21 protein-coding genes are annotated in these 20,363 nt (G+C 58.6%); 5 read left to right on the forward strand and 16 right to left on the reverse strand.

The window, feature by feature from the left end; translation table 11 throughout:
• Positions 1 to 201: 201 nt before the first annotated feature.
• The 6 genes from AC4PS6_RS01665 to AC4PS6_RS01690 form a co-directional block, all read right to left on the reverse strand.
• Entirely contained in the window at positions 202 to 960 is a 759-nt protein-coding gene (locus tag AC4PS6_RS01665) for a helix-turn-helix domain-containing protein (protein WP_014717323.1), read from the reverse strand.
• A 64-nt stretch (positions 961 to 1,024) separates the two neighbouring features.
• Complete coding sequence (locus tag AC4PS6_RS01670) at positions 1,025 to 2,467, reverse strand: amidase (RefSeq protein WP_336826884.1); 1,443 nt, start codon at positions 2,465 to 2,467, stop codon at positions 1,025 to 1,027.
• Positions 2,464 to 3,774 carry a citrate-proton symporter gene (locus AC4PS6_RS01675; RefSeq protein WP_014717321.1) on the reverse strand — a complete coding sequence of 437 codons (1,311 nt, stop codon included), beginning with the start codon at positions 3,772 to 3,774 and terminating at the stop codon, positions 2,464 to 2,466. The genes AC4PS6_RS01670 and AC4PS6_RS01675 overlap by 4 nt, the downstream gene beginning before the upstream one ends.
• A gap of 58 nt (positions 3,775 to 3,832) precedes the next feature.
• On the reverse strand, positions 3,833 to 5,008 hold the full coding sequence (locus AC4PS6_RS01680) for a M20 aminoacylase family protein (RefSeq protein ID WP_020301004.1): 1,176 nt from the start codon (positions 5,006 to 5,008) through the stop codon (positions 3,833 to 3,835).
• 258 nt (positions 5,009 to 5,266) lie between these two features.
• Positions 5,267 to 5,581, reverse strand: a complete 315-nt coding sequence (locus tag AC4PS6_RS01685; protein ID WP_201915502.1) for an amidase — start codon at positions 5,579 to 5,581, stop codon at positions 5,267 to 5,269.
• Positions 5,578 to 6,651 carry a serine hydrolase domain-containing protein gene (locus AC4PS6_RS01690; RefSeq protein ID WP_106111529.1) on the reverse strand — a complete coding sequence of 358 codons (1,074 nt, stop codon included), beginning with the start codon at positions 6,649 to 6,651 and terminating at the stop codon, positions 5,578 to 5,580. Before AC4PS6_RS01690 ends, AC4PS6_RS01685 begins: the two co-directional genes overlap by 4 nt.
• A 185-nt stretch (positions 6,652 to 6,836) precedes the next feature.
• On the opposite strand from AC4PS6_RS01690, the gene olsB reads away from it, so the two are divergent.
• Together olsB and AC4PS6_RS01700 are read left to right on the forward strand one after the other, a co-directional pair.
• Complete coding sequence (gene olsB, locus AC4PS6_RS01695) at positions 6,837 to 7,592, forward strand: L-ornithine N(alpha)-acyltransferase (RefSeq protein ID WP_003189352.1); 756 nt, start codon at positions 6,837 to 6,839, stop codon at positions 7,590 to 7,592.
• Positions 7,592 to 8,383 carry a lysophospholipid acyltransferase family protein gene (locus AC4PS6_RS01700; protein WP_014717317.1) on the forward strand — a complete coding sequence of 264 codons (792 nt, stop codon included), beginning with the start codon at positions 7,592 to 7,594 and terminating at the stop codon, positions 8,381 to 8,383. The genes olsB and AC4PS6_RS01700 overlap by 1 nt, the downstream gene beginning before the upstream one ends.
• Before the next feature lie 58 nt (positions 8,384 to 8,441).
• Here AC4PS6_RS01700 and AC4PS6_RS01705 read toward each other — a convergent pair whose 3' ends face one another.
• Positions 8,442 to 9,020 carry an acyl carrier protein phosphodiesterase gene (locus AC4PS6_RS01705; protein ID WP_014717316.1) on the reverse strand — a complete coding sequence of 193 codons (579 nt, stop codon included), beginning with the start codon at positions 9,018 to 9,020 and terminating at the stop codon, positions 8,442 to 8,444.
• A gap of 155 nt (positions 9,021 to 9,175) precedes the next feature.
• Between AC4PS6_RS01705 and AC4PS6_RS01710 the strand changes: the two genes are divergently transcribed.
• The 3 genes from AC4PS6_RS01710 to AC4PS6_RS01720 are packed head-to-tail and all read left to right on the forward strand — an operon-like array spanning position 9,176 to position 11,755.
• Entirely contained in the window at positions 9,176 to 9,487 is a 312-nt protein-coding gene (locus tag AC4PS6_RS01710) for an ArsR/SmtB family transcription factor (protein ID WP_003189349.1), read from the forward strand.
• Positions 9,488 to 9,504: 17 nt separating this feature from the next.
• The gene (locus AC4PS6_RS01715; protein WP_020300999.1) at positions 9,505 to 10,671 is read left to right on the forward strand and encodes an MFS transporter; all 1,167 of its coding nucleotides are present in this window, start codon (positions 9,505 to 9,507) and stop codon (positions 10,669 to 10,671) included.
• 28 nt (positions 10,672 to 10,699) lie between these two features.
• Positions 10,700 to 11,755 carry an alkene reductase gene (locus AC4PS6_RS01720; RefSeq protein WP_014717314.1) on the forward strand — a complete coding sequence of 352 codons (1,056 nt, stop codon included), beginning with the start codon at positions 10,700 to 10,702 and terminating at the stop codon, positions 11,753 to 11,755.
• Positions 11,756 to 11,860: 105 nt separating this feature from the next.
• On the opposite strand, the gene AC4PS6_RS01725 is transcribed toward AC4PS6_RS01720, so the two are convergent.
• The 9 genes from AC4PS6_RS01725 to AC4PS6_RS01765 all read right to left on the reverse strand — a co-directional run bounded on the left by AC4PS6_RS01725 (position 11,861) and on the right by AC4PS6_RS01765 (position 20,341).
• Entirely contained in the window at positions 11,861 to 12,628 is a 768-nt protein-coding gene (locus tag AC4PS6_RS01725) for an autoinducer binding domain-containing protein (protein ID WP_019817822.1), read from the reverse strand.
• A gap of 87 nt (positions 12,629 to 12,715) precedes the next feature.
• A complete protein-coding gene (locus tag AC4PS6_RS01730) occupies positions 12,716 to 13,309 on the reverse strand; it encodes an anthranilate synthase component II (protein ID WP_014717312.1) in 594 nt (197 codons plus the stop codon).
• Positions 13,306 to 14,781: an anthranilate synthase component I family protein gene (locus AC4PS6_RS01735; protein ID WP_014717311.1), complete on the reverse strand. Its 1,476-nt coding sequence runs from the start codon at positions 14,779 to 14,781 to the stop codon at positions 13,306 to 13,308. The genes AC4PS6_RS01730 and AC4PS6_RS01735 overlap by 4 nt, the downstream gene beginning before the upstream one ends.
• Before the next feature lie 520 nt (positions 14,782 to 15,301).
• Positions 15,302 to 16,201 (reverse strand): alpha/beta fold hydrolase, encoded by a 900-nt coding sequence (locus AC4PS6_RS01740; RefSeq protein WP_014717310.1) that lies wholly within the window; start codon positions 16,199 to 16,201, stop codon positions 15,302 to 15,304.
• 29 nt (positions 16,202 to 16,230) lie between these two features.
• The gene (locus AC4PS6_RS01745) at positions 16,231 to 17,115 is read right to left on the reverse strand and encodes a DMT family transporter (protein ID WP_014717309.1); all 885 of its coding nucleotides are present in this window, start codon (positions 17,113 to 17,115) and stop codon (positions 16,231 to 16,233) included.
• 7 nt (positions 17,116 to 17,122) lie between these two features.
• Entirely contained in the window at positions 17,123 to 17,734 is a 612-nt protein-coding gene (locus AC4PS6_RS01750; RefSeq protein ID WP_014717308.1) for a flavodoxin family protein, read from the reverse strand.
• A gap of 4 nt (positions 17,735 to 17,738) precedes the next feature.
• Positions 17,739 to 18,425, reverse strand: coding sequence for an iron-containing redox enzyme family protein (locus tag AC4PS6_RS01755; RefSeq protein ID WP_014717307.1), 687 nt, complete (start codon positions 18,423 to 18,425; stop codon positions 17,739 to 17,741).
• Positions 18,418 to 18,972 (reverse strand): hypothetical protein, encoded by a 555-nt coding sequence (locus AC4PS6_RS01760; protein ID WP_019817825.1) that lies wholly within the window; start codon positions 18,970 to 18,972, stop codon positions 18,418 to 18,420. Before AC4PS6_RS01760 ends, AC4PS6_RS01755 begins: the two co-directional genes overlap by 8 nt.
• Positions 18,973 to 18,985: 13 nt before the next feature.
• On the reverse strand, positions 18,986 to 20,341 hold the full coding sequence (locus AC4PS6_RS01765; protein WP_014717305.1) for a phenylacetate--CoA ligase family protein: 1,356 nt from the start codon (positions 20,339 to 20,341) through the stop codon (positions 18,986 to 18,988).
• Between the last annotated feature and the right edge of the window lie 22 nt (positions 20,342 to 20,363).

Here is a 20,363-nt window from a genome sequence, read left to right on the forward strand (position 1 = left end):
TGGGGCAAAAAACCTGGGCGAACCTTAAGCGCAATCTCACAACCGGCGCAAATTCAAATGTGGGAGCTGGCTTGCTGTGGCGAGGGAGCTTGCTCCCGTTCGACAGCGCAGCTGGAGCCGGCTCTTTGGGGGCGCTACGCACCCCAGCGGGAGCAAGCTCCCTCGCCACAAAGCCAGCTCCCACAGGGTTTTGCGGTGTTTTTAATCCAGCGTTCGCTGCACTTCGCACACCGCCTGTTCAAGGCTGCCCATATGCAAATTCAACACTCGCTCCACCGGCGCCTGATGCATTGGCCAATGCAGCGCCATGCTCCCCACCAGGCGGCCATTGGCGCGCACCGGCAGCGCCACCGCCCGGATCAGGAACGGCAAACGCACAGGATATTCCCAATAGCCCTCGGTACGCTGGCCAAAGCCCTGGTGCTGGGTTTGCTCGCATGCGCGATAGTGCTCGTCTGCCGCCACATGATTACGGCCTGCCAGGCGATGTACTTCTTCGGCCGGCAATTGCGTCAAGCAGGCTTTGCCCATCGCGGAATGGAACAGGCTGGCATACTGCCCGACGATCTGGCAGTTGTTCGGGTACAGCTTGCGTAACACGCTGGGAATTGCACTCTCCATGACCTCCAGGCGCTCACCATCGAAGCACGACAAGTCCACCACCAGCCCGGTGCGCTCGCTGAGCTCCAATAACCAGGGCGCGGCGCTCTCCACCACTTGGCGCTTGAAGCGTTGCTGGGTATCGCCGAACAAGCGCCGGGCACGCAGGCGGTAACGCCGATCACTCAGGCCCCGATAGACCCAACCCTGTTCCTGCAAGGTCAGCAACATGCGCGACACCGTGGCCTTGGGCAGGCGCGTGAGGTAGTGCAACTCTTCCAGCCCCAGGGCCTGGTGCTCGCCCAGCAACTCGACAATTGCCAGTGCGCGTTCAACCGAGCGTACGGTGCCTGTCTCCATGTTCGATCTCCCTGTTGCCGGTGGATGATCTTTTTTCACAGCAAGATACAGGCCCGGTCAGCACTCAGCGCGGCGTTGCAAGGCACGCCGGCGGCCGGCGTTGTACCCATTGGGTCAGTTGCTCATGGGCGTAGGCCAATTGCAGCACGGCCCTGTCGGCCTGGGCCGGGCCAATGATTTGCAGGCCCATGGGCAAGCCCTGGGGGTTGAAGCCCACCGGAATGCTCATGCTCGGCAAACCGGCGAGGGTCGGGCCGATCACCACCTCCATCCAACGGTGATAAGTGTCCATTTCACGCCCGCCGACGAGGCGTGGCCAAGGCTGTTGTGCATCGAAAGGGAACACCTGGGCGGTGGGCAACAGCAGGAAATCGTAACGTTCGAACAGCTTGCCCAAGGCGCGGTACCACTCACTGCGGTCCACCGACGCCTGGTAAACCTGCTGAGCACTCAAGCCCTGGCAGCCCTCCACTTCCCATTGCGCTTCGGGTTTGAGCAGTGCGCGTTTTTGCGGGTTGGCATAGGCCGCGCCGAGGTTGCCGTGCACCAGCCAATGGCGGTGTACCAACCAGCACCGCCACAGGCGCGCCATGGAAAAGTCCGGTTGGCAGCTGTGCACTTCACAGCCCAACCTGGCGAAATCATCCAACGCCGCCTCGCACAGGCTCATCACGCCATCGTCCATCGGCAGATAACCGTTGTAGTCCCCCAGCCAACCGAGGCGTGCGCCGTTGAAGTCGCGTTGCAACGGCTGGCCCAGCACCGCCGGATCGGCCTGGGATGACAGCGGCGTGCGGGGGTCGTAACCGGCCTGGATGCTCAGCAACCGCGCCACATCCGTCACGCTGCGCCCCATCGGGCCTTCGGTGCCCAGTTGCTGCACGAACAACTCCGGCATCGGCCCGTGGGGCACCCGTCCTTGGGAGGGGCGCAAGCCGAACACGTTGTTGAACGCCGCCGGGTTGCGCAGCGAGCCCATCATGTCGCTGCCGTCGGCCACCGGCAGCATGCGTAGCGCCAGGGCCACCGCCGCTCCGCCACTGCTACCGCCGGCCGCCAGGCGCGGGTCATAGGCGTTGCCGGTGGTACCGAACAGCGTGTTGTAGGTGTGGGAGCCCAGGCCGAACTCCGGCACGTTGGTCTTGCCAATGATGATCGCACCACTGGCCCGCACCCGCGCCACGCTGATGGCGTCTTCGTTCGGTACATGCTCGGCGAACAGCGGTGAGCCCAGGGTGGTGCGCAAACCCTGGGTGGCCGCCAGGTCCTTGATGGCCTGGGGCATGCCATGCATCCAGCCACGGGAGTGGCCCTGGTCCAACTCACGATCGCACGCCCTCGCCTCGGCCAGCACGGCCTCGCTGTCGCGCAACGACACCAGCGCATTCACGCCAGGGTTAAAGCGCTGAATCTGTGCCAGGTACGCCTGCATCACCTCTTCGCACGACACCTGCCGCCCATGAATGGCCCGCGACAGCTCAGTGGCATCCCAATCAACAATACTCAAGGCTTCACCTCTCTGGAAAACGGCAGCGGCTTGCTCGCACGGGGTGCCTCGCGCATGCAGTAAGTGCCCAGCAGCGTCAGCACGCACGCAAACAATACATAGAACGAGGGCGCCACCGGCGTGCCCAGTACCTTGCTCAGCCAGGTCACGATCAACGGCGCGAAACCACCGAACACCATCACCGCCACGTTATAGGCCACCGACACACCGGTCGAGCGCACCTCGATAGGGAACTGCTCGGCCAATGCCGTCGGCGCTGGCCCGAAGAACCCGCCAATCGCCGTGCACAACATCACCTGCATCACCAGCAGGCGCTCGATAGACGGCGCGGCGGCCACCCACACATACAACGGGTAGACCATCACGAAGAACGCCAAGGTGAAGGCCATCAACACCGGCCGCCGCCCCCATCGATCCGAGAGCAGGCCGGACAACGGAATCACCACAGTCATCAGCGCTACCGCAAACATCTGCACCATCAGTACCTGGTCCAGCGGCAGGCCAAGGTTCTTGTGAGCGAAGGTCGGCATGTTCACCAGCACCACATAAAACGACACCGTCGCGCCGCAGGCCAGCCCCATCGACACCAGAATACTGCGCCGATGCTCACGCAGCACTTGCATGAGGCTCGGCGCCGGGCCGGTGGCTTGCTTGCGCGCTTCGATGAACTCTTCCGGGTCTTCCATGTGCCGACGAATCCACAACCCCACCGGGCCGATCAGCAAGCCCAGCACAAACGGCAGGCGCCAGCCCCACAAGTCGAGGGTTTCGGGCGAAAAGAAATGCGTGACCAGCGCCACCATCGCTGCCCCACCGAACACCGCCAGGCATTGCCCCACCAGTTGCCAGGAGCCATACAATCCCTTGCGATGGGCCGGTGCACTTTCCACCAGAAATGCCGTGGCACTCGCGTACTCACCGCCGGTAGCAAACCCCTGCAGCATGCGCGCCACCACAATCAGCAACGGCGCGCCCATGCCGATGGCAGCATAGTTCGGCGCGAAGGCGATCAGCGCGATGGACACGGTCATCAACCGGATAATCAACTGCATCGCCGCCTTGCGGCCTTTGCGGTCGGCGTAGATGCCCAAGAGGATGCCGCCCACCGGGCGCATGAAAAAGCCCACGCCGAAGGTGGCCAGGGCCATCAGCAGCGAGGCGTATTCGTCCTCCGAGGGGAAGAACTGCCGGGCGATGATACTGGCGAGAAAGCCGTAGACGATGAAGTCATACCATTCCAACGCGTTGCCAATCACCGCCGCCACCACTTGGCGGGTGCGCGAAACACCAGGTTTTGCAGTCTGCATGAGGAACACTCCGTTCAACCGATCAGGGAAAGGGTCCAGCGGCAGAAAAAAGAGGTCGTCAGGCCGGCTTGAGCCAGCTCTCGGCCAGCGCGCCCCAGTAGGCTGCGCCGGTCAGCAGGATGTCGTCGTTGAAGTCATAGGCGGGGTTGTGCACCATCGGCCGCGACACGCCGTTGCCGATAAACAGATAACTGCCTGGGCAGCGTTGCAGCATCCAGGCGAAGTCTTCGCTGCCCATCAGCGTGCGGGTGTTGCCGTCCACGGCGTCGGCACCGAGCAAGGCCACGCCGACCTGACGGGCGAATTCGGTTTCTTCGGCGTGGTTGACCAGCACCGGGTAGGCCGGGCGGTGTTCGACCTGCACGGTGCAGCCGAAGCTGGCGGCCTGGGTCTGGATGATCGCGTTGACCCGTTCCAGCATTTGTTCACGCACCTTGGGGTTGAGTGCGCGCAGGCTCAGGCGCAATAACGCTTGCTGGGGAATCACGTTGGCCGCCTGGCCGGCCTGCAAGGCGCCGACGGTGACCACGGCGGCTTCCTGGGTATCGATATTGCGCGCCACCACCGTTTGCAGAGCCATGACCATGCTGGCTGCCGCCACCAGTGGATCGATAGTGAGGTGTGGCATGGAGCCGTGGCCACCGACACCTTCGAGGGTCACGGTAAGCAAATCCTGGGACGCCATCATCGGGCCAACTCTCAAGCCCAGATGCCCCGCCGGCAAACCCGGCATATTGTGCATGCCGAACAACCCGTCGCAAGGAAAGCGCTCCAGCAAACCGTCCGCCAGCATCGCCTCGGCGCCGCCCTGGCCTTCTTCGGCGGGTTGGAAAATCAGGTTCAAAGTGCCGTCCAATTGCCGCGTCGCCGCCAAGTAACGCGCGGCACCGAGCAACATGGTGGTGTGGCCGTCATGGCCGCAGGCGTGCATGCAGCCGGCATGCTGGCTGGTATAGACCGCGCCGGTATTTTCGATGATGGGCAAGGCGTCCATGTCGGCGCGAATCCCCAACGTGCGCGAGCTGTTGCCGTTACGCAGCACGCCGACCACACCGGTCTTGCCGATGCCGGTATGCACCTCATACCCCCACTCCCGCAATGACTGCGCGACCAGTGCTGAGGTGCGGTTCTCTTCAAAGCCAAGCTCAGGATGAGCGTGGATATCGTGACGCACAGCGTGCAAGTCGCTGGCAACGTCACTGAGCCAATCCAGGATGTGCTGGTGCGGGCGCATGGTGATTCTCCTCACAGGCGAGTGGTCCCGTTCTTGTTGGCGACACATCGACAGCTAAGCGCGATGTGCGCGTGAGGACAATCAAAGGTGGTTCCACTCTGTGGAACCTCAGGGCCGGTTCTTTTTCCGAGAACCCACGCAGATAATCTAAATGTGGGAGCTGGCTTGCCTGCGATGACGGCGGCACAGGCACCCGTGATGTTGACTGACCTGGCGCTATCGCAGGCAAGCCAGCTCCCACAGGGGAATTTGGGTGTGTCAGGGGTTGAGGCGGCAGCCTTGACGGTCGCCCAACCACCGCGCCGTCTGCGTACGCCCTAAACCGCTTGCCGTGACTTCACTGCGTTCCGGCGAGTCAGTGAACGCACTGGTTGGCACGTACTGCTTCACATACCCCAGGCAATACTGCGCAGGGTTGTTGGCCACATACCGGCACGAGCAATACTCCTTGGCGGTGTACGCCGCGATGATGTCGGGGAAGGCTTGCAGGTTGACGCGCTCGTGCCAAACCCAGCCGAACAATGCGAAAAGCAACACCAGTAAAACGCTGATGAACGGATGACGACGCATCATGAGCGCACCGCCGCCAGCACTCGTTTGAGCAGTTCGTTATGCCGGTAACTGCCATCGCGATCATCGCCGTAACGCACGATCACCAGGTGTTCATCGGGCAGCACAAACAGCGCCTGGCCCCAGTGCCCCAGCGCGGCAAAGGTGGCGGCCGGTGCGTCGGGCCAGGGTTGGGGGGCGCCGGTGTTGAGCCACCAATGGCCGCCCGGCACGGCTTCATCCTGGCCGGCTTTGTAGCGATCGAAGGGCCGGCGGTTGAAGGCGACCCAGTCCTTGGGCAGCAGTTGTCGCTCGCCCCAGCGCCCATCCCGCGCCATCAGTAGCCCTACTCGTGCCAGATCGCGGGCTGTGAGATAGGCATAGGACGACGCGACAAACGTTTCATCCGCATCGGTTTCCCAGGTTGCGTCGCGAATGCCCAGGGGCTGGAACAGCGCGTCCCATGGGTAGTTCATGTAAGCCTTGTGGCCGAGCATGCCCTTGAGCGCGGCGGACAAGAGGTTACTGTCGCCGCTGGAATAGCGGAAAACCTGGCCGGGGGCGGCGGCGGCTTCGGTATCCGCCGTGAATTGCGCCATGTCGGTGTGGCCACGGGTGTAGAGCATCGCCACTACCGAAGACTTCAGCGGGGCGTATTCGTAGTCTTCCTGCCAATCCAACCCGGAGGCCCAGTGCAGCAAGTCGGCCATGGTTACCTTAGGGTGCTGCTTCATCGGCGGGTAGAAACGTGCGACAGGGTCGCTGAGTTTGAAGCGGCCTTGCCCATAGGCCACGCCCAGCACGGTAGCCATCAGGCTTTTGCTGACGGACCAGGTCAGGTGCGGTGTGCTGGCAGTGGTGGGTGCGGCGTAGCGTTCATAGATGATTTCGCCATCCCGAATGACCAGCAACGCGTCGGTGCGAATACCGTTGCGGGTGGCATCGTCACGGGGTGGGAAAGCGTAGGCGTTCAGGGCATCGACAGCGGGACCAGTGAGGGCTGTGCCCACGGCCCACTCCTTTTCAGGCCAGATTTCAGCGCGAGCATTCACGGCGACAAACAACAGGGCAACGCACAACAGGCCTCGGACCATGGACGCAAACTCAAGGGGGGCATTCAAGCCCGCGAGCCTAGCTCACGCCAGTGACAGATTTGCGACAAGGGGGCTGTCATCCAACCGTCACCGTAACTTCATGGAGCTGACACCGAGGCTACATAGCCTGACTTTGGACAACAAAGTCGACTGGCCGCAACCTGGCCGGCACCCGGAGACTCGCTATGACTCAGATCGCCCGCATCAGCGACAAAGGCAATGAACGCCGTCTGCAAGCCGAACGCCTGGTAGGCGCACAGGCATTGCAGGAAGCCCAGGCCCTGCGGTTCAACGTGTTCAGCGGCGAGTTCAACGCCAAGCTGAAAGGCGCGGAACTGGGTCTGGACATGGATGACTATGATGTTCACTGCAGCCATATCGGCGTGCGGGATTTGAACAGCGGTCGACTCGTCGCTACTACCCGTCTGCTCGACCACCAGGCCGCCAGCACCCTGGGCCGGTTCTACAGCGAAGAAGAATTCAGCCTGCATGGCCTGCTGCACTTGCAGGGCCCGATTCTGGAGATTGGCCGCACCTGCGTCGACCCGGCCTATCGCAATGGCGGCACCATCGCGGTGTTGTGGGGCGAGTTGGCCGAGGTACTCAACCAGGGTGGCTACAGCTACCTGATGGGCTGCGCAAGCATCCCGATGCACGATGGCGGCATCCAGGCCCACGCGATCATGCAGCGCCTGCGCGAGCGCTACCTGTGCAACGAACACCTGCGCGCCGAACCGAAAAAACCGCTGCCGGCCCTGGACTTGCCGTCCAACGTCATCGCCGAAATGCCGCCGCTGCTCAAGGCCTACATGCGCCTGGGCGCGAAGATCTGCGGCGAGCCGTGCTGGGATGAAGACTTCCAGGTAGCCGACGTGTTTATCCTGCTCAAGCGCGACGAGTTGTGCCCGCGTTACGCGCGCCACTTCAAGGCGGCCATGTGATGAACCGCCTGCGCATTTACGGGCGCATCGCCCGCGTGCTGTTGGTGGTGGGGCTGGGGTTGAGCATGGCCAGTGTGTTCGGCCTGTTCGAGCGCCTGGGGGTGGCTAACTCGATGGTGCGGCGCCAGCGTTGGTCGCGCTTCTTCATGGCACGGCTGACCAACGCCCTGCCCTTTCGCGTGACGGTGCATGGCGAGTTGCCGCAAACGCCGATGCTGTGGGTGAGCAATCATGTGTCCTGGACGGATATCCCGTTGCTGGGCATGGTGGCGCCGATGTCGTTTTTGTCCAAGGCCGAAGTACGTACCTGGCCGGTGGCGGGCTGGCTGGCGGCCAAGGCTGGCAGCCTGTTTATTCGTCGCGGTTCAGGTGACAGCCAACTGATTCGCAAGCAGATGACCCGTCATCTGGAACAACAGCACCCCTTGCTGATGTTCCCCGAAGGCACCACCACCGACGGTCGCGGCCTGCGCACGTTCCACGGGCGCTTGCTGGCCAGCGCGATCGATGCGGATGTGTCGCTGCAGCCGGTGGCGATTCGGTATCTGCGCGACGGCCAGGTCGACCCGCTGGCGCCCTTTATTGGCGATGATGATTTGCTCTCGCACCTGATGCGCTTGTTTTCCAATGACCAGGGCGATGTAGAGATTCATGTGCTCAAGCCGATTGCCTGCACTGGGCAGGAACGTGCGGCGTTGGCGTATCAGGCGCAGCAAGCGGTGCAGAAGGCGTTGTTTGGGCCAGTGCCGGAAGCAGAGCAAGTGGCTGCTCGACCTGCATTCGCAGCCTGAAGCAATGTGAACACAATCCAAATGTGGGAGCCGGCAAGCCAGCTCCCACATTCAGCTCTCATGTAGTCAGTTGAGATTGCGCAAATTTCTGCAACTCTGGGTAGAACAGTCGAAAGTCCTCACTCAGGGGCTCATATAAAACCCGCAACTCCTGCATCGCATATCCTAACTCCTCAGGCTGCGTCAGCCGCCGCGAAATCCCGCGCAGCACCTGGTCCATCACCGCAAACTCGCGGTACGAGCCCAACCAATCATCCGCGGCCATATACGGCGCAATCTGCGCCAGCCGCCCCGGTAACGCGGGTTCAGCCGCCAACACCTGATACACCTGGGACGTGAAACGCTCCAGAGGCTGGTCGGCATACAGCGCCCAATCCCGCGCCAGGCAATGGTCAAAAAACACATCGAGGACGATCCCGGCATAGCGCCGGCGGGTCAGACTGAAGCGCGACAAGGCCTCGCCCACCAGCGGATGGCTATCGGTAAAGCGGTCGATGGAGCGATGCAACTGGATCGCCGCTTCGATTTGCGGGCTGAACTGGCCCTGCAGGCGGCCTTTGACGAAGTCGCCATAAAGGCTACCCAGCAATTGCGCAGGAAGTTGGCCGCCCAGGTGCAGATGTGCGAGATAATTCATGCCGCGCAGTCTACCACTGCCACCAACATATCGTTATAACCCGATATACCGATTCGACCTGGCCTCAGATCAAAATCATATTGGTATATCGGGATATTACGATCTAAAGTTCGCCTTATCGCGATATAACGCTTTACGACACCGAGCACCCTGCCATGTCCATCGACCTCGACGAAATAATAAAAGCCCTGGCGCACCCAGTACGACGAGACATCCTCACCTGGCTCAAAGACCCGAAAGTGCAGTTCCCCGAGCAATTGCACAACCACGAATACGGCATCTGCGCCGGGCAGATCGACCAGCGCTGCGGCTTGTCCCAGTCGACGGTGTCGGCCCACCTGGCCACCTTGCAACGTGCGGGTCTGATCAGCAGCCAGAAGGCTGGACAGTGGCACTTTTTCAAGCGCAATGAGGAAGTGATCCAAGCCTTTCTGACTGCGCTCATTACCGAACTCAGCGCACCGTAATCACCAAGGACACGTACATGCCCCTCTCGCTACTCATACTGGCCCTGAGCGCCTTCGCCATCGGCACCACCGAGTTCGTCATCATGGGCTTGCTGCCCGATGTGGCGGCAGACCTGGGTGTGTCAATTCCCGGCGCCGGCTGGCTGGTCACCGGTTACGCCTTGGGCGTGGCCATCGGCGCACCGTTCATGGCACTGGCCACCGCCAGGCTGCCACGCAAGGCGGCGCTGGTAGCGTTGATGGGTATTTTCATTATCGGCAACCTGCTCTGCGCCCTGGCAAGCGACTACAACGTGCTGATGTTTGCCCGTGTGGTCACGGCGTTGTGCCACGGAGCCTTCTTCGGAATTGGTTCGGTGGTGGCGGCAAACCTGGTGCCGGCCAACAAACGTGCGTCGGCGGTGGCGCTGATGTTCACCGGGTTGACCCTGGCCAACGTGCTGGGCGTGCCCCTGGGTACGGCGCTGGGCCAGGAAGCCGGCTGGCGCTCGACCTTCTGGGCCGTGACCGTGATTGGCGTGATCGCCTTGATCGGCCTTATTCGCTTCCTGCCCGCCAAGCGTGACGAAGAAAAACTCGACATGCGTGCCGAACTGGCCGCCCTCAAGGGCGCCGGTATCTGGTTGTCACTGAGCATGACTGCGCTGTTTGCCGCGTCCATGTTTACCCTCTTTACCTACGTCGCGCCGCTGCTGGGCGATGTCACTGGCGTGTCGCCCAAAGGCGTGACCTGGACCCTGCTGCTGATCGGCCTGGGCCTCACCGTGGGCAACATCATCGGCGGCAAACTGGCGGACAAGCGCCTGGCGGCCACCTTGATCGGCGTGTTCATCAGCATGGCGGTGGTTTGCACGGTGCTGAGCTGGACCAGCGTTGCGGTGATACCGACTGAAATCACCCTGTTCCTGTGGGCCACCGCTTCGTTCGCCGCCGTGCCGGCGCTGCAAATCAACGTGGTGACCTTCGGCAAGGCCGCGCCGAACCTGGTGTCCACCCTGAACATCGGGGCCTTCAACATTGGCAACGCCCTCGGCGCCTGGGTCGGCGGCAGCGTGATTGCCCACGGCTTCGGCCTGACCAGCGTGCCGCTGGCGGCCGCCGCACTGGCGATTCTCGCGCTGCTGGTGACCCTGATCACTTTCCGTCAGGGCGCCAATGCCGACCTGGCCCCCGCGACCCACTGATCAACTTGAAAGAGAAGGTGTTTTTCCCATGACGACTATTTTCGATCCGATCACACTGGGCGACCTGCAACTGTCGAACCGCATCATCATGGCGCCGCTGACCCGCTGCCGCGCGGATGCCGGCCGCGTGCCCAATGCGCTGATGGCCGAGTACTACGTGCAACGCGCCTCCGCCGGGCTGATCCTCAGCGAAGCCACTTCCGTGACACCGATGGGCGTGGGCTACCCGGACACCCCCGGCATCTGGTCCAACGACCAGGTGCGCGGCTGGGCCAACATCACCAAGGCCGTGCATGGCGCGGGCGGCAAGATCTTCCTGCAGTTGTGGCATGTGGGCCGCATCTCCCACGCGTCCTACCTGAACGGCGAAACCCCGGTGGCTCCGAGTGCGGTTCAGGCTAAAGGCCACGTCAGCCTGGTTCGCCCATTGGCCGACTACCCGACCCCGCGCGCCCTGGAAACCGCTGAAATCGCCGACATCGTCGACGCTTACCGCACCGGCGCCGAGAACGCCAAGGCCGCAGGCTTCGACGGCGTGGAAATCCACGGCGCCAACGGCTACCTGCTCGACCAGTTCCTGCAAAGCAGCACCAACCAGCGCACCGACCAGTACGGCGGCTCTTTGGAAAACCGTGCGCGCCTGTTGCTGGAAGTCACCGACGCCGCCATCGAAGTCTGGGGCGCCGGCCGCGTGGGCGTGCACCTGGCACCGCGTGCTGACGCGCATGACATGGGCGACGACAACCTCGCCGAGACCTTCACCTACGTCGCCAGCGAACTGGGCAAGCGCGGTATCGCCTTTATCTGCTCCCGTGAAAAAGAAGGCGCAGACAGCCTTGGCCCGCAGCTGAAAAAAGCCTTCGGCGGCGCGTACATCGCCAACGAACGTTTCACCAAAGACAGCGCCAATGCCTGGCTGGCGGCGGGCAAGGCGGATGCAGTGGCCTTCGGTATTCCTTTCATCGCCAACCCGGACCTGCCGGCGCGACTGAAGGCTGATGCGCCGTTGAACGAGCCGCATCCGGAGACCTTCTACGGTAAAGGCCCGGTGGGTTATATCGACTACCCGACGCTGGCACTCTGATCGACTGGAACAAAAAACCCCGGCTTGCGACAGCCGGGGCTTTTTATGGACGGCGAGAAACGCTTGGCATGATTTGAAATGACCGGCCTCTTCTTGAATCATTTTCTATAGAGAGATCAGTCCCTGCGCCAACGCCACGCCGACGGCTTGCCGCCGGCTGAAAGAGCCCAACTTTCGACTCGCATTTGCAATGTGAAAATTGATGGTTCTCTCTGAACATCCCAAGATGCAGCTCATTTCCCAAGTCGTTTTGCCCACACCAGACCATTTCAGCACTTCTGACTCCCTTAATGTCAGATTGCAGAGTTGCTCACCCACTGCGTTCAAATGTTTTTGGGAGCCCTCCAGAAGGAAGGGAATCAGCATGAATAGCTTGCCTAACGGACCATTCAGGTCATCGCCAAGATCGTCGGTAAAGCTCACGCATTGAGCGACGTTGAGCGATCCGGCCATTTCGTTAAAACGCAGGGGAATACTGACACCCTGCAAAAGCCCATACCCCTCGCGCTCCGTCCAGAACTGATGGGACCGACCTCGTGCTTGTCTGCGTGCCAGCCCCCAGAAAAGAGGCGCGAAGTGATGGCGGCAATGCCTGATTATCGGGTCCACCTGAATGAAGTTCTCCTCCTTGTATCGCCTGAGCCAGTCAGAAGGATAAGTCGTCATGATCCTGTTAAAGGGGTCACTGGTGGTTGAAGGGCCCAAGCTCAGCAAATAGCTTTGATAGCCAATACGACGCAGCACCTTGCGCAGATGGCGTTCCCAATCTCGTCGGTGCAAGTCGGTGGCCAGCACGGAAAAGTCATCCAATACTTCTTTGAAATTAACCCTCAGGAGTACGTCTTCTTTTTTATACCTAAATAAGTCATCCACGATGAATCCCTGCCACTCATAGAAGCTTTTTTGATACAACTTGGTTAAAAAAACGGGCCGCTGAACAAGCGACCCGTTGCGCGCCGCTTACAATCCTGCTTGGAGACAGTGTTGGTCTATAAAGCTCTTAAATATTCCAAGGCCGTCCTCCGTCAATATACTTTCGGGGTGAAACTGGACTCCCTCTATCGGATAGTCAGCGTGCCGCACGCCCATGATGTATCCATCATCGGTCGAGGTGGACGTTACTGCCAGTTCACCGGGTAGCCCCTCGTTATCAATAATCAGCGAGTGGTAACGAGTCGCCTTGATCGAACGCCCCCCTGTATGGGCGTAGACACCTAGCCCATCGTTATCGATGGCGCTGATCTTGCCATGCATGACATGCGAGGCTCGGATGACCGCCCCGCCAAACGCCAGACCGATGGCTTGATGCCCCAAACAGACGCCCAATATCGGCAGGCGCCCTTTAAAGTTTTGGATGACTTCAATGTACCCCGCGTCCTGCGGGTGCCCAGGCCCTGGGCCCAAGACACAAAAGTCTGGCGCATACGCTTCGATACGTTCGATCAAATTTGGAACATCATTGCGCTCCACATGGGTTTCCAGTCCAAGCTGTTCAAGATACTGGCTGATAATGAAAACAAAACTGTCATAGGCATCAATCAAGAAAACTTTCATTGCAGCATCTCCTTGCCGGTAACCGCACGATAGACAGAACCCATTTTGTAGAAGGTTTCGGTCCACTCTTTATCCGGAACCGAGTCGGCCACCACGCCTGCCGACGCACGCAGGTAATAAGTACCTTCTTTATGAACCGCTGAGCGAATGCATAAAGCCGTATTGATGCTGCCGTCGAATCCGATCAAACCGACTGCTCCGGCATATATTCCACGACGGTTATTTTCCATGCTTTCGATAATCTGCATCGCACGTATTTTTGGCGCACCGGTCATGGTTCCCGCGGGGAAAGAAGCCTTGATCACGTCGAAGGCATCGAAGCCTTTTCGCAACAAGCCACGCACGTTGGAGACCATGTGATAGAGGTGCGAGTACTCTTCGACCAACATCAATTCATCGACTTCAAGTGAACCTGGCTGGCAGACACGACCGATGTCATTCCTGCACAAATCCACCAGCATCAAATGTTCAGCCCGTTCTTTTTCAGAGCGTGTCATGCTTAAAATCAGCTCGCTCGACGGTATGCCAGGGGTTTTGCCCACGGTGCCGGCGATGGGCCTCATCTCAATCAGATCGTCCTTGATGCGAACAAATAGCTCGGGGCTTGCGCCAATCAGGTCAACGCCCCCCAGGTTGGCCAAATACATGTAAGGAGACGGGTTGTTCTTGCGCAACGCACGGTACACATCAAAAGGTTTGACCGGCGTATCCACCTGCACCTCATGACCCAATTGGATCTGATAAATATCACCTTGGCGAATGTGCTCCAGCGCCTTGTCGACCCAGCCAAGGAATTGCTCTTTTTGCACCGTATCGCGCGCGACCGTGACCGACGGGTAAATAATCGGAGAGTCATCAGCCGGGATACCCTTGGCATCTGCCAGTAGCGCAACGTAGTCATCGGTACTACGGGATTTCCAGAGGGAACTGTTGTTGACCATGAGGTCCACTGTTCCATTGGAATGGAAGTAAACCAGCGTCTGAAATACGGTCAAGGCAATAATCGGATAATCATTGGTTTGCTCGGTCAAGTGGGGAATTTCCTCGACAAACCGAACGCAGTCATAAGAGAGGTAGCCAAAAAAAGCGAGGCTGGGGTGAGTCTGACGCTGAACCTCAAAGGGTGTTTGTAACGCACGCAGCAAATTCCATACCGCATCGTTCGAACGAATGTTTATACGGCCATGGTCATCCAGAACTATTTCCTGAGCAGACAATGCACTTCTTAAATAACTGAACAGTTGCTCATTGGCTTCGAGTGTTGCATACCCCTCATAAATTTTTACCGCCAATAGAGGTTCTAGTCCGATAATTGTTGCCTTGCGATCCCGGCTGGGGCCGGACAGCGATTCGAGAATGAAGACTTTGTCGGCACCGAGTACTTTTGCCGCCGCTTCATAGACAACAAGCGGGTCGCACTTCAAACTTTCGGTATGTAGTTTAACGCTCACGGGTGTGGTTATCCCACGCATGACATAACTCCTTTTTATGGATAACAGGCTCACACAGCAGAATCGAACGCACAGAGCGATTACTTAAACTGCCTGGCAGTTCAACCAGTTAATTATTGATGTGAAGGACTCATCAGCCACACGCGCACTCGGGCCCGCAAAAGCACCTACTCAAAAAAGAGACAGAACTTCAGCGCACCATTCGCCTATTACGATTTTCCCGGGACCAGCCACGAAAAATCGAATAATAGCGCTCGGCTATTAATGAGTTACCAATTAGGGGTGTTTGACTGAAACAGGCAGCAAGACACCGGCGGTTGCTGGATTAGCGACGCCAGATATTGCTTTTGAAAACCGAAAGATGGGCAGTGTTGGACCCGGAGGACGATCCGAGGGAGCTCTTCAGCACTGATAGTCGGTAGTACATTTAAGACTTCCTGTGTCTTGAGGGCATTGCAGGAGTGATTCCTGAATACCCGTTGGATACTACTCATAGGTTCAATAGGGGTCAACCTCAATTACCCACGGTTTACAGGTGCTCTCACACTGAGTCAGGCAACGCTTGAGTCCCTGCGAGAAACCACTGAATAGCCTGCAGGGTTTGCTCGGCACACTCCAGGTAGGGTACATGCCCCGCATCTTCGATAACGCAAATACTGGCCTGTGGCAAAAGCCGGTGGACCTCATGCAGGCACGAAACATCAAAGACCCGATCATTGCGCCCCCACACCACCAACGTCTTGGCTTGAACGTCCGCCAATCGCGATTGAAGCGGGTACAGTCCGGCGTCCTTGAAGTCCCTTAGTATTTTTCCGATTTTCTCATAGCGCTGCGCCCCCTTGTTGGCCAGCGCCCTCGCCAGAAAGGCTGGTACCCTCGGCGGCCGGGTGAATATCATCTCCCACAGGGCCTGCATTTCGTCAACGCAGCGATAGCCAAAAGGGTGTCTGCCCGACTCCAGAAACTGATTCATCGCCGCACTGAGCCGTGTCGAAGATAACCCCGCAGGTGCCAGCGCGATTACACCGCAAACTTCTGCCGGATAAGTGGCAGCATAAAGACAGGCAATGCAGCCGCCCATAGAGCTGCCTATCAACACCAGCTCCGGGAAGGCATGCGCCTCGAAAAACGCCCTTAATCGGACCACCTGAGCCGTAGGGTCATAGCTTTGCAAGCCGTCGAAAGACGACTCGCCTTCTCCAGGAAGATCAAGGAAAACGCAGTTACAGGTCTCAACCAACGAGTAAAGCTTAGGGCCCCACTGGTCCTTGCTGGCTCCCAGGCCATGAAGGAACACCAAGGTAGGGCCGGTCTTGACCCTGCTCGATTGCAAGTAGGCGACTTCATAACCTTGCCCCTTCCACCGCCGGACCTTAAGCCTGTAGCGGAACCGGTTTTGCTTACGCATGGCGAGCAATACCCACTGACCTGGCCAATTCATCGAACATTACCTCTCAACGGGTTCGCCAATCATTCGACAGGAGCATCTCCGGCGCGGACTTGCCGTGCCGGTAGCCGGACCTGGCACAGTGCAACGCCTGCCAAAACCGCAACACCACCGACGACCAAGCTCAGCGAAACACCTTCCTGCAGAAGTACCTGGCTGACCGCCACTGCAAATACTGGCACCAATAGAAGGAACGGCGTAAGGCGCTGAACCGGGTGCCGCCCCAAAAGCCAATACCACAGGCCAAACCCAATCAGCCCGCCACTGACAGCGGTATACAGGACGGCAGCCCATGCTTTCGGGCTGGCAGTCAGCACCGAACCCCATGCATCCCCCTCCACCGCGGCGGAGACCATCAGTAACTCCGGTGCGGCAATCAATGCTGTCCACGCGCTGATCGCCACAGGATTGAAAGGTCCCCAGCGCTTGGTAAGGACAGTGCCCACCGCAAAAACAAACGCCGCAACAATCACCAGCAACACCCCCGACAACGCACCGCCGCGGCCAACCCCCCCTACCACCGTCAGCACTCCAATCAATGCGATGACAATCCCGACTACCACCTGCAAACCAATTCGCTCCTTCAAGACGGCGAAAGCCAACAGCAACGTGAAAGGTGTGGCCAGTTGGTACGCAACAGCAGAAGTGGAGGCATCCACCCGCGAGATGCCACAGTATAAAAGCCCGAAATGCAGAGCTCCCACCAGCGAGGCGATCCAGAACACAGGAAGGAGCTCACGGCGTTTAGGAATCCCGCAAAACGGCACCAATACAATCGCCATCAAGGCAAAGCGCATGGCAACCATGAGAATTGGCGGAAGTTCCTGCCCCCCAACTTTAACTGCTGTCACTTGGGCGCCCCATAAAAAAGCGACCAGGACAGCTATCAACGAATCGCGAATAGGCATTAATTCATCATCCCGTTTGAAATTGGACTTGCTTGAGCAGACGCAGGCGCTCCGCGCCTTGGCGTGGGTGTGCATTCAATTTTTGAAAGTGTTCAAGGAGGCGATCCAGCGTCTCCCGCAGAGCCTGTTCCGCCTCAGTGTCCTGAACCAGTTGCGTGTTGAATGTGGCTGGAAAGCCGGAGCCAACGAGCACCATCTTGTTCAACAGAACGTTCAGCACCACCTGACTGAACACGGCCGTATGTCCGTACCGGCGCCCCACCACTGCCACCGCGGCAAGCTTGTCCCGCAACGGCCGCTCCCTGGGGCGCAAAAAGCCGTAACCCACCCGTTCCAGGAACGCCTGGAACCGGCTGTTGGTACCATAGGCATGCATGACGGGTAGATACAGGATGGCGTCGGCCCTGGCCATTTCATCGACAATCGCGCCGACATCGTCCTGCAGTAAACAATCGCGATGTGAGCACGCGTTATCAGCGTCGCAATAGTCGATACGATAATCGCGCAGCCAAAGGTCTTGGACAGAGGCGCGTCCCTCCAAGTGGCGTCGAATCAACGACACCACCTGGCTGCTGACCCCGTGCAAGCGGTTTGACCCGACAATGACGATCAGCTTCATCAGTTCAGGACGCCTTGGCCAGCGGCGCGTCGGCGATACGCTCGTATTCGAGCAACGACTCTTCCAGCAACTGACCGGTGAGGTACAGGGTCACCCGGGCGACTTCCTTGATAAGCGTCCGCTCTTCATCCGTCCTCACCGAGCGTTGCATCGCAAGACGAACTTCTTCGGAGTGTTTTTCGTCAATGCTCGAATGGGCGACGAAGAATGTCATCTGCTCGTCCTTGAGCCCCAGGTCGGTGCGAAACTTGTTTAGGATCGGCTGGATATGCTCATACACCTCCTCCGCCCAATAGCTGTAACCCAGTCGCGCGACCGGCCCAAGACGAATGGCGACGTCATTCAAATAAGCGATCAGCGCCTGAGTAGGCGGGAGCGGCGCGGGCAGTGATACAGGCAAGGCGCCGATGGATTCCAAGTCGCGAATCACCATTTTTTCGTGCCCCAATTCTTCAAGCGCATGCTTGTAGACAAAGCGAAGTAACGTAGTCTGACTGGGGTCCGCGCTGAACGCACAGGCCGCCTGATTAATCGAGTTGAAACGGGTGTAGTGATAAACTTGGAGCATCACCTGCTGATAAAGCTCGACCGTCATCGTCTGCTCAAGGCTGTGATTCCAATAACGTCCTTTCTTGATTTTGGCCCAGCCGCTATCAACAATCGCGTCCAGTTCTTTGAAAAAATTATCCATGAGCTATTTTTCCTTTGATGGTGTTAAAGACGGTTTCCAGTTCCAGGTAAACCAAACTGTAATCCCGTGATGACTGGCGGTTCGTCCAGGTAATATCGTCAGCCAGAACATGGCCGCCGATATCGACATACAGGGCAGCCAAACGCCCACGGCATAAAGCCGAGATGTACTGAAAGTGCGTATTAGCCTTCAACCAGATGGCGGTTTGCAGAAGAAATGACCTCAAGTGCAATCCCCCTCTGTATTTTTCATCCAACACCAACCGATTGGCATCAAATGAGTCCAGGGGGTGAGCAAAGTAGTGGCCTACGTCAACTACACGTTCGACAAAGCTCATGCCATGCCCCAATGGCGTTATCCGGATAGCGCCGACTATCTCGTCGCCGTCGAAATAAGCCATGTGGTACGAACAGGTATCGCGCACCACCTCGGCATCGAAAAAACTTTCCTCGTTGGCCGGGTTATCACCTATATAGCGAGACCTTAATGCGCAGACTTTCTGGAACAGTTCACTTTTCGCAGAAACGATTTTCACGGACATGCTCATGCGCAGACCCAGCCTAGCGATTGCGCTGATCGACGATTCGCGCTTCTTTCCAACTAAACCAACTGCCCAGGTTGACGTGATCATCCAGGTCATCGACGACCATGATCGTGGCCTCGACGCCCAGGCGTTCGCGTACACGCTCACGAATCAGTAATGTCAATTGGCTGCGGTCGCCTTCATAGAACCTGGACATTTCCATCTTGGCGATCACCGTATCCCTGCCGTTCACGGAGTTAATGACGATCTGATAACCCAGACATTGCTCCACACCTTCAAGCAGCGCCTGCTCGATATGACCAGCGGTGAAAGCCTTACCGTTGAGCGTCATCGCATCCTTGACCCGCCCGACCACTTTCATGACGTGCGCATGGGCGATAGGGTTCTTCGGATTTTTTTGTATGCAAACCAGGTCGCCCGTACGGTAGCGAATCAGCGGCTTCACTCCATCGATCAACATTGTGACGCACAGCTCCCCTTCGCCACTGTCACCCAGGCTTTCACCCGTTTGCGGATTCAGCACTTCAATGATGTAGTTGAGTCGGTGAGGCATCAGTTGATCGCTGGCGTTGGCCGCGGCAATGATCATTGTTTCCTGGGAGCCATACAGGCTGTTGTAGGCTTCACAGCCCCAGAGGCTATACAAGTTGTTCTTCAGCGCTGGCGTGCACAATTCGCCGCTCATCATGAACGCCCGCAAGTGAAAGTCCTGACTAGGATTAAAGCCAAGTCGCTCGGCTTCCTTGGCCAATGCCAGTAATAGTCCAGGTGCGGACGCAACAACACCAATACGCAAATCCTTCATCAACTGGAGCGTCTTGGGGTACCCGATGACGGGGGAATGTGGCCAGATTTTGGCGTTACAGACCCCCAGTTGTTGGCAGACATCGCCCAAGGTATCGCCGAAGGAATGCACCTCGGTCGGTCCCATGACGCCTACAACTGTTTTCTCTGTGGGGAAATGCTTCTCCAATACCGCTTGATATGACATGGCCAGTTGTTTGTTGCTGGCATAACTTTCCTTCTTATCCCTCGGACAAGGTGTCGCTGGGCCGGTGGTACCGGTGGTTTCGTAGTAATAGATACTGTCTTCCAATGTGCCTGACAGGATGTCCAGCATGGACTCGCGCAAATCGTCCTTGGTGGTAAAAGGCAGTGACGAAAGATTCGCCAGCGTGACACCGTCGACATTGATGTCCTTCAAATGCCCGGCATAGAAAGCGGACTTGTTTTTAACGTGGCGCAAGACTGTTCTAAGCTGGGCTTCATGCCATTGCTTCAAATCGTCTTCACTCAACGTATTAGTCCAATACGCCCGGTGCACAGCGTCATACTTTACGGTGAACTCATCAAACACCTTTACCGCACCCATAACCTGCTTCCTCATCGACATA

Source organism: Pseudomonas sp. DW-iso17 (assembly GCF_058725345.1).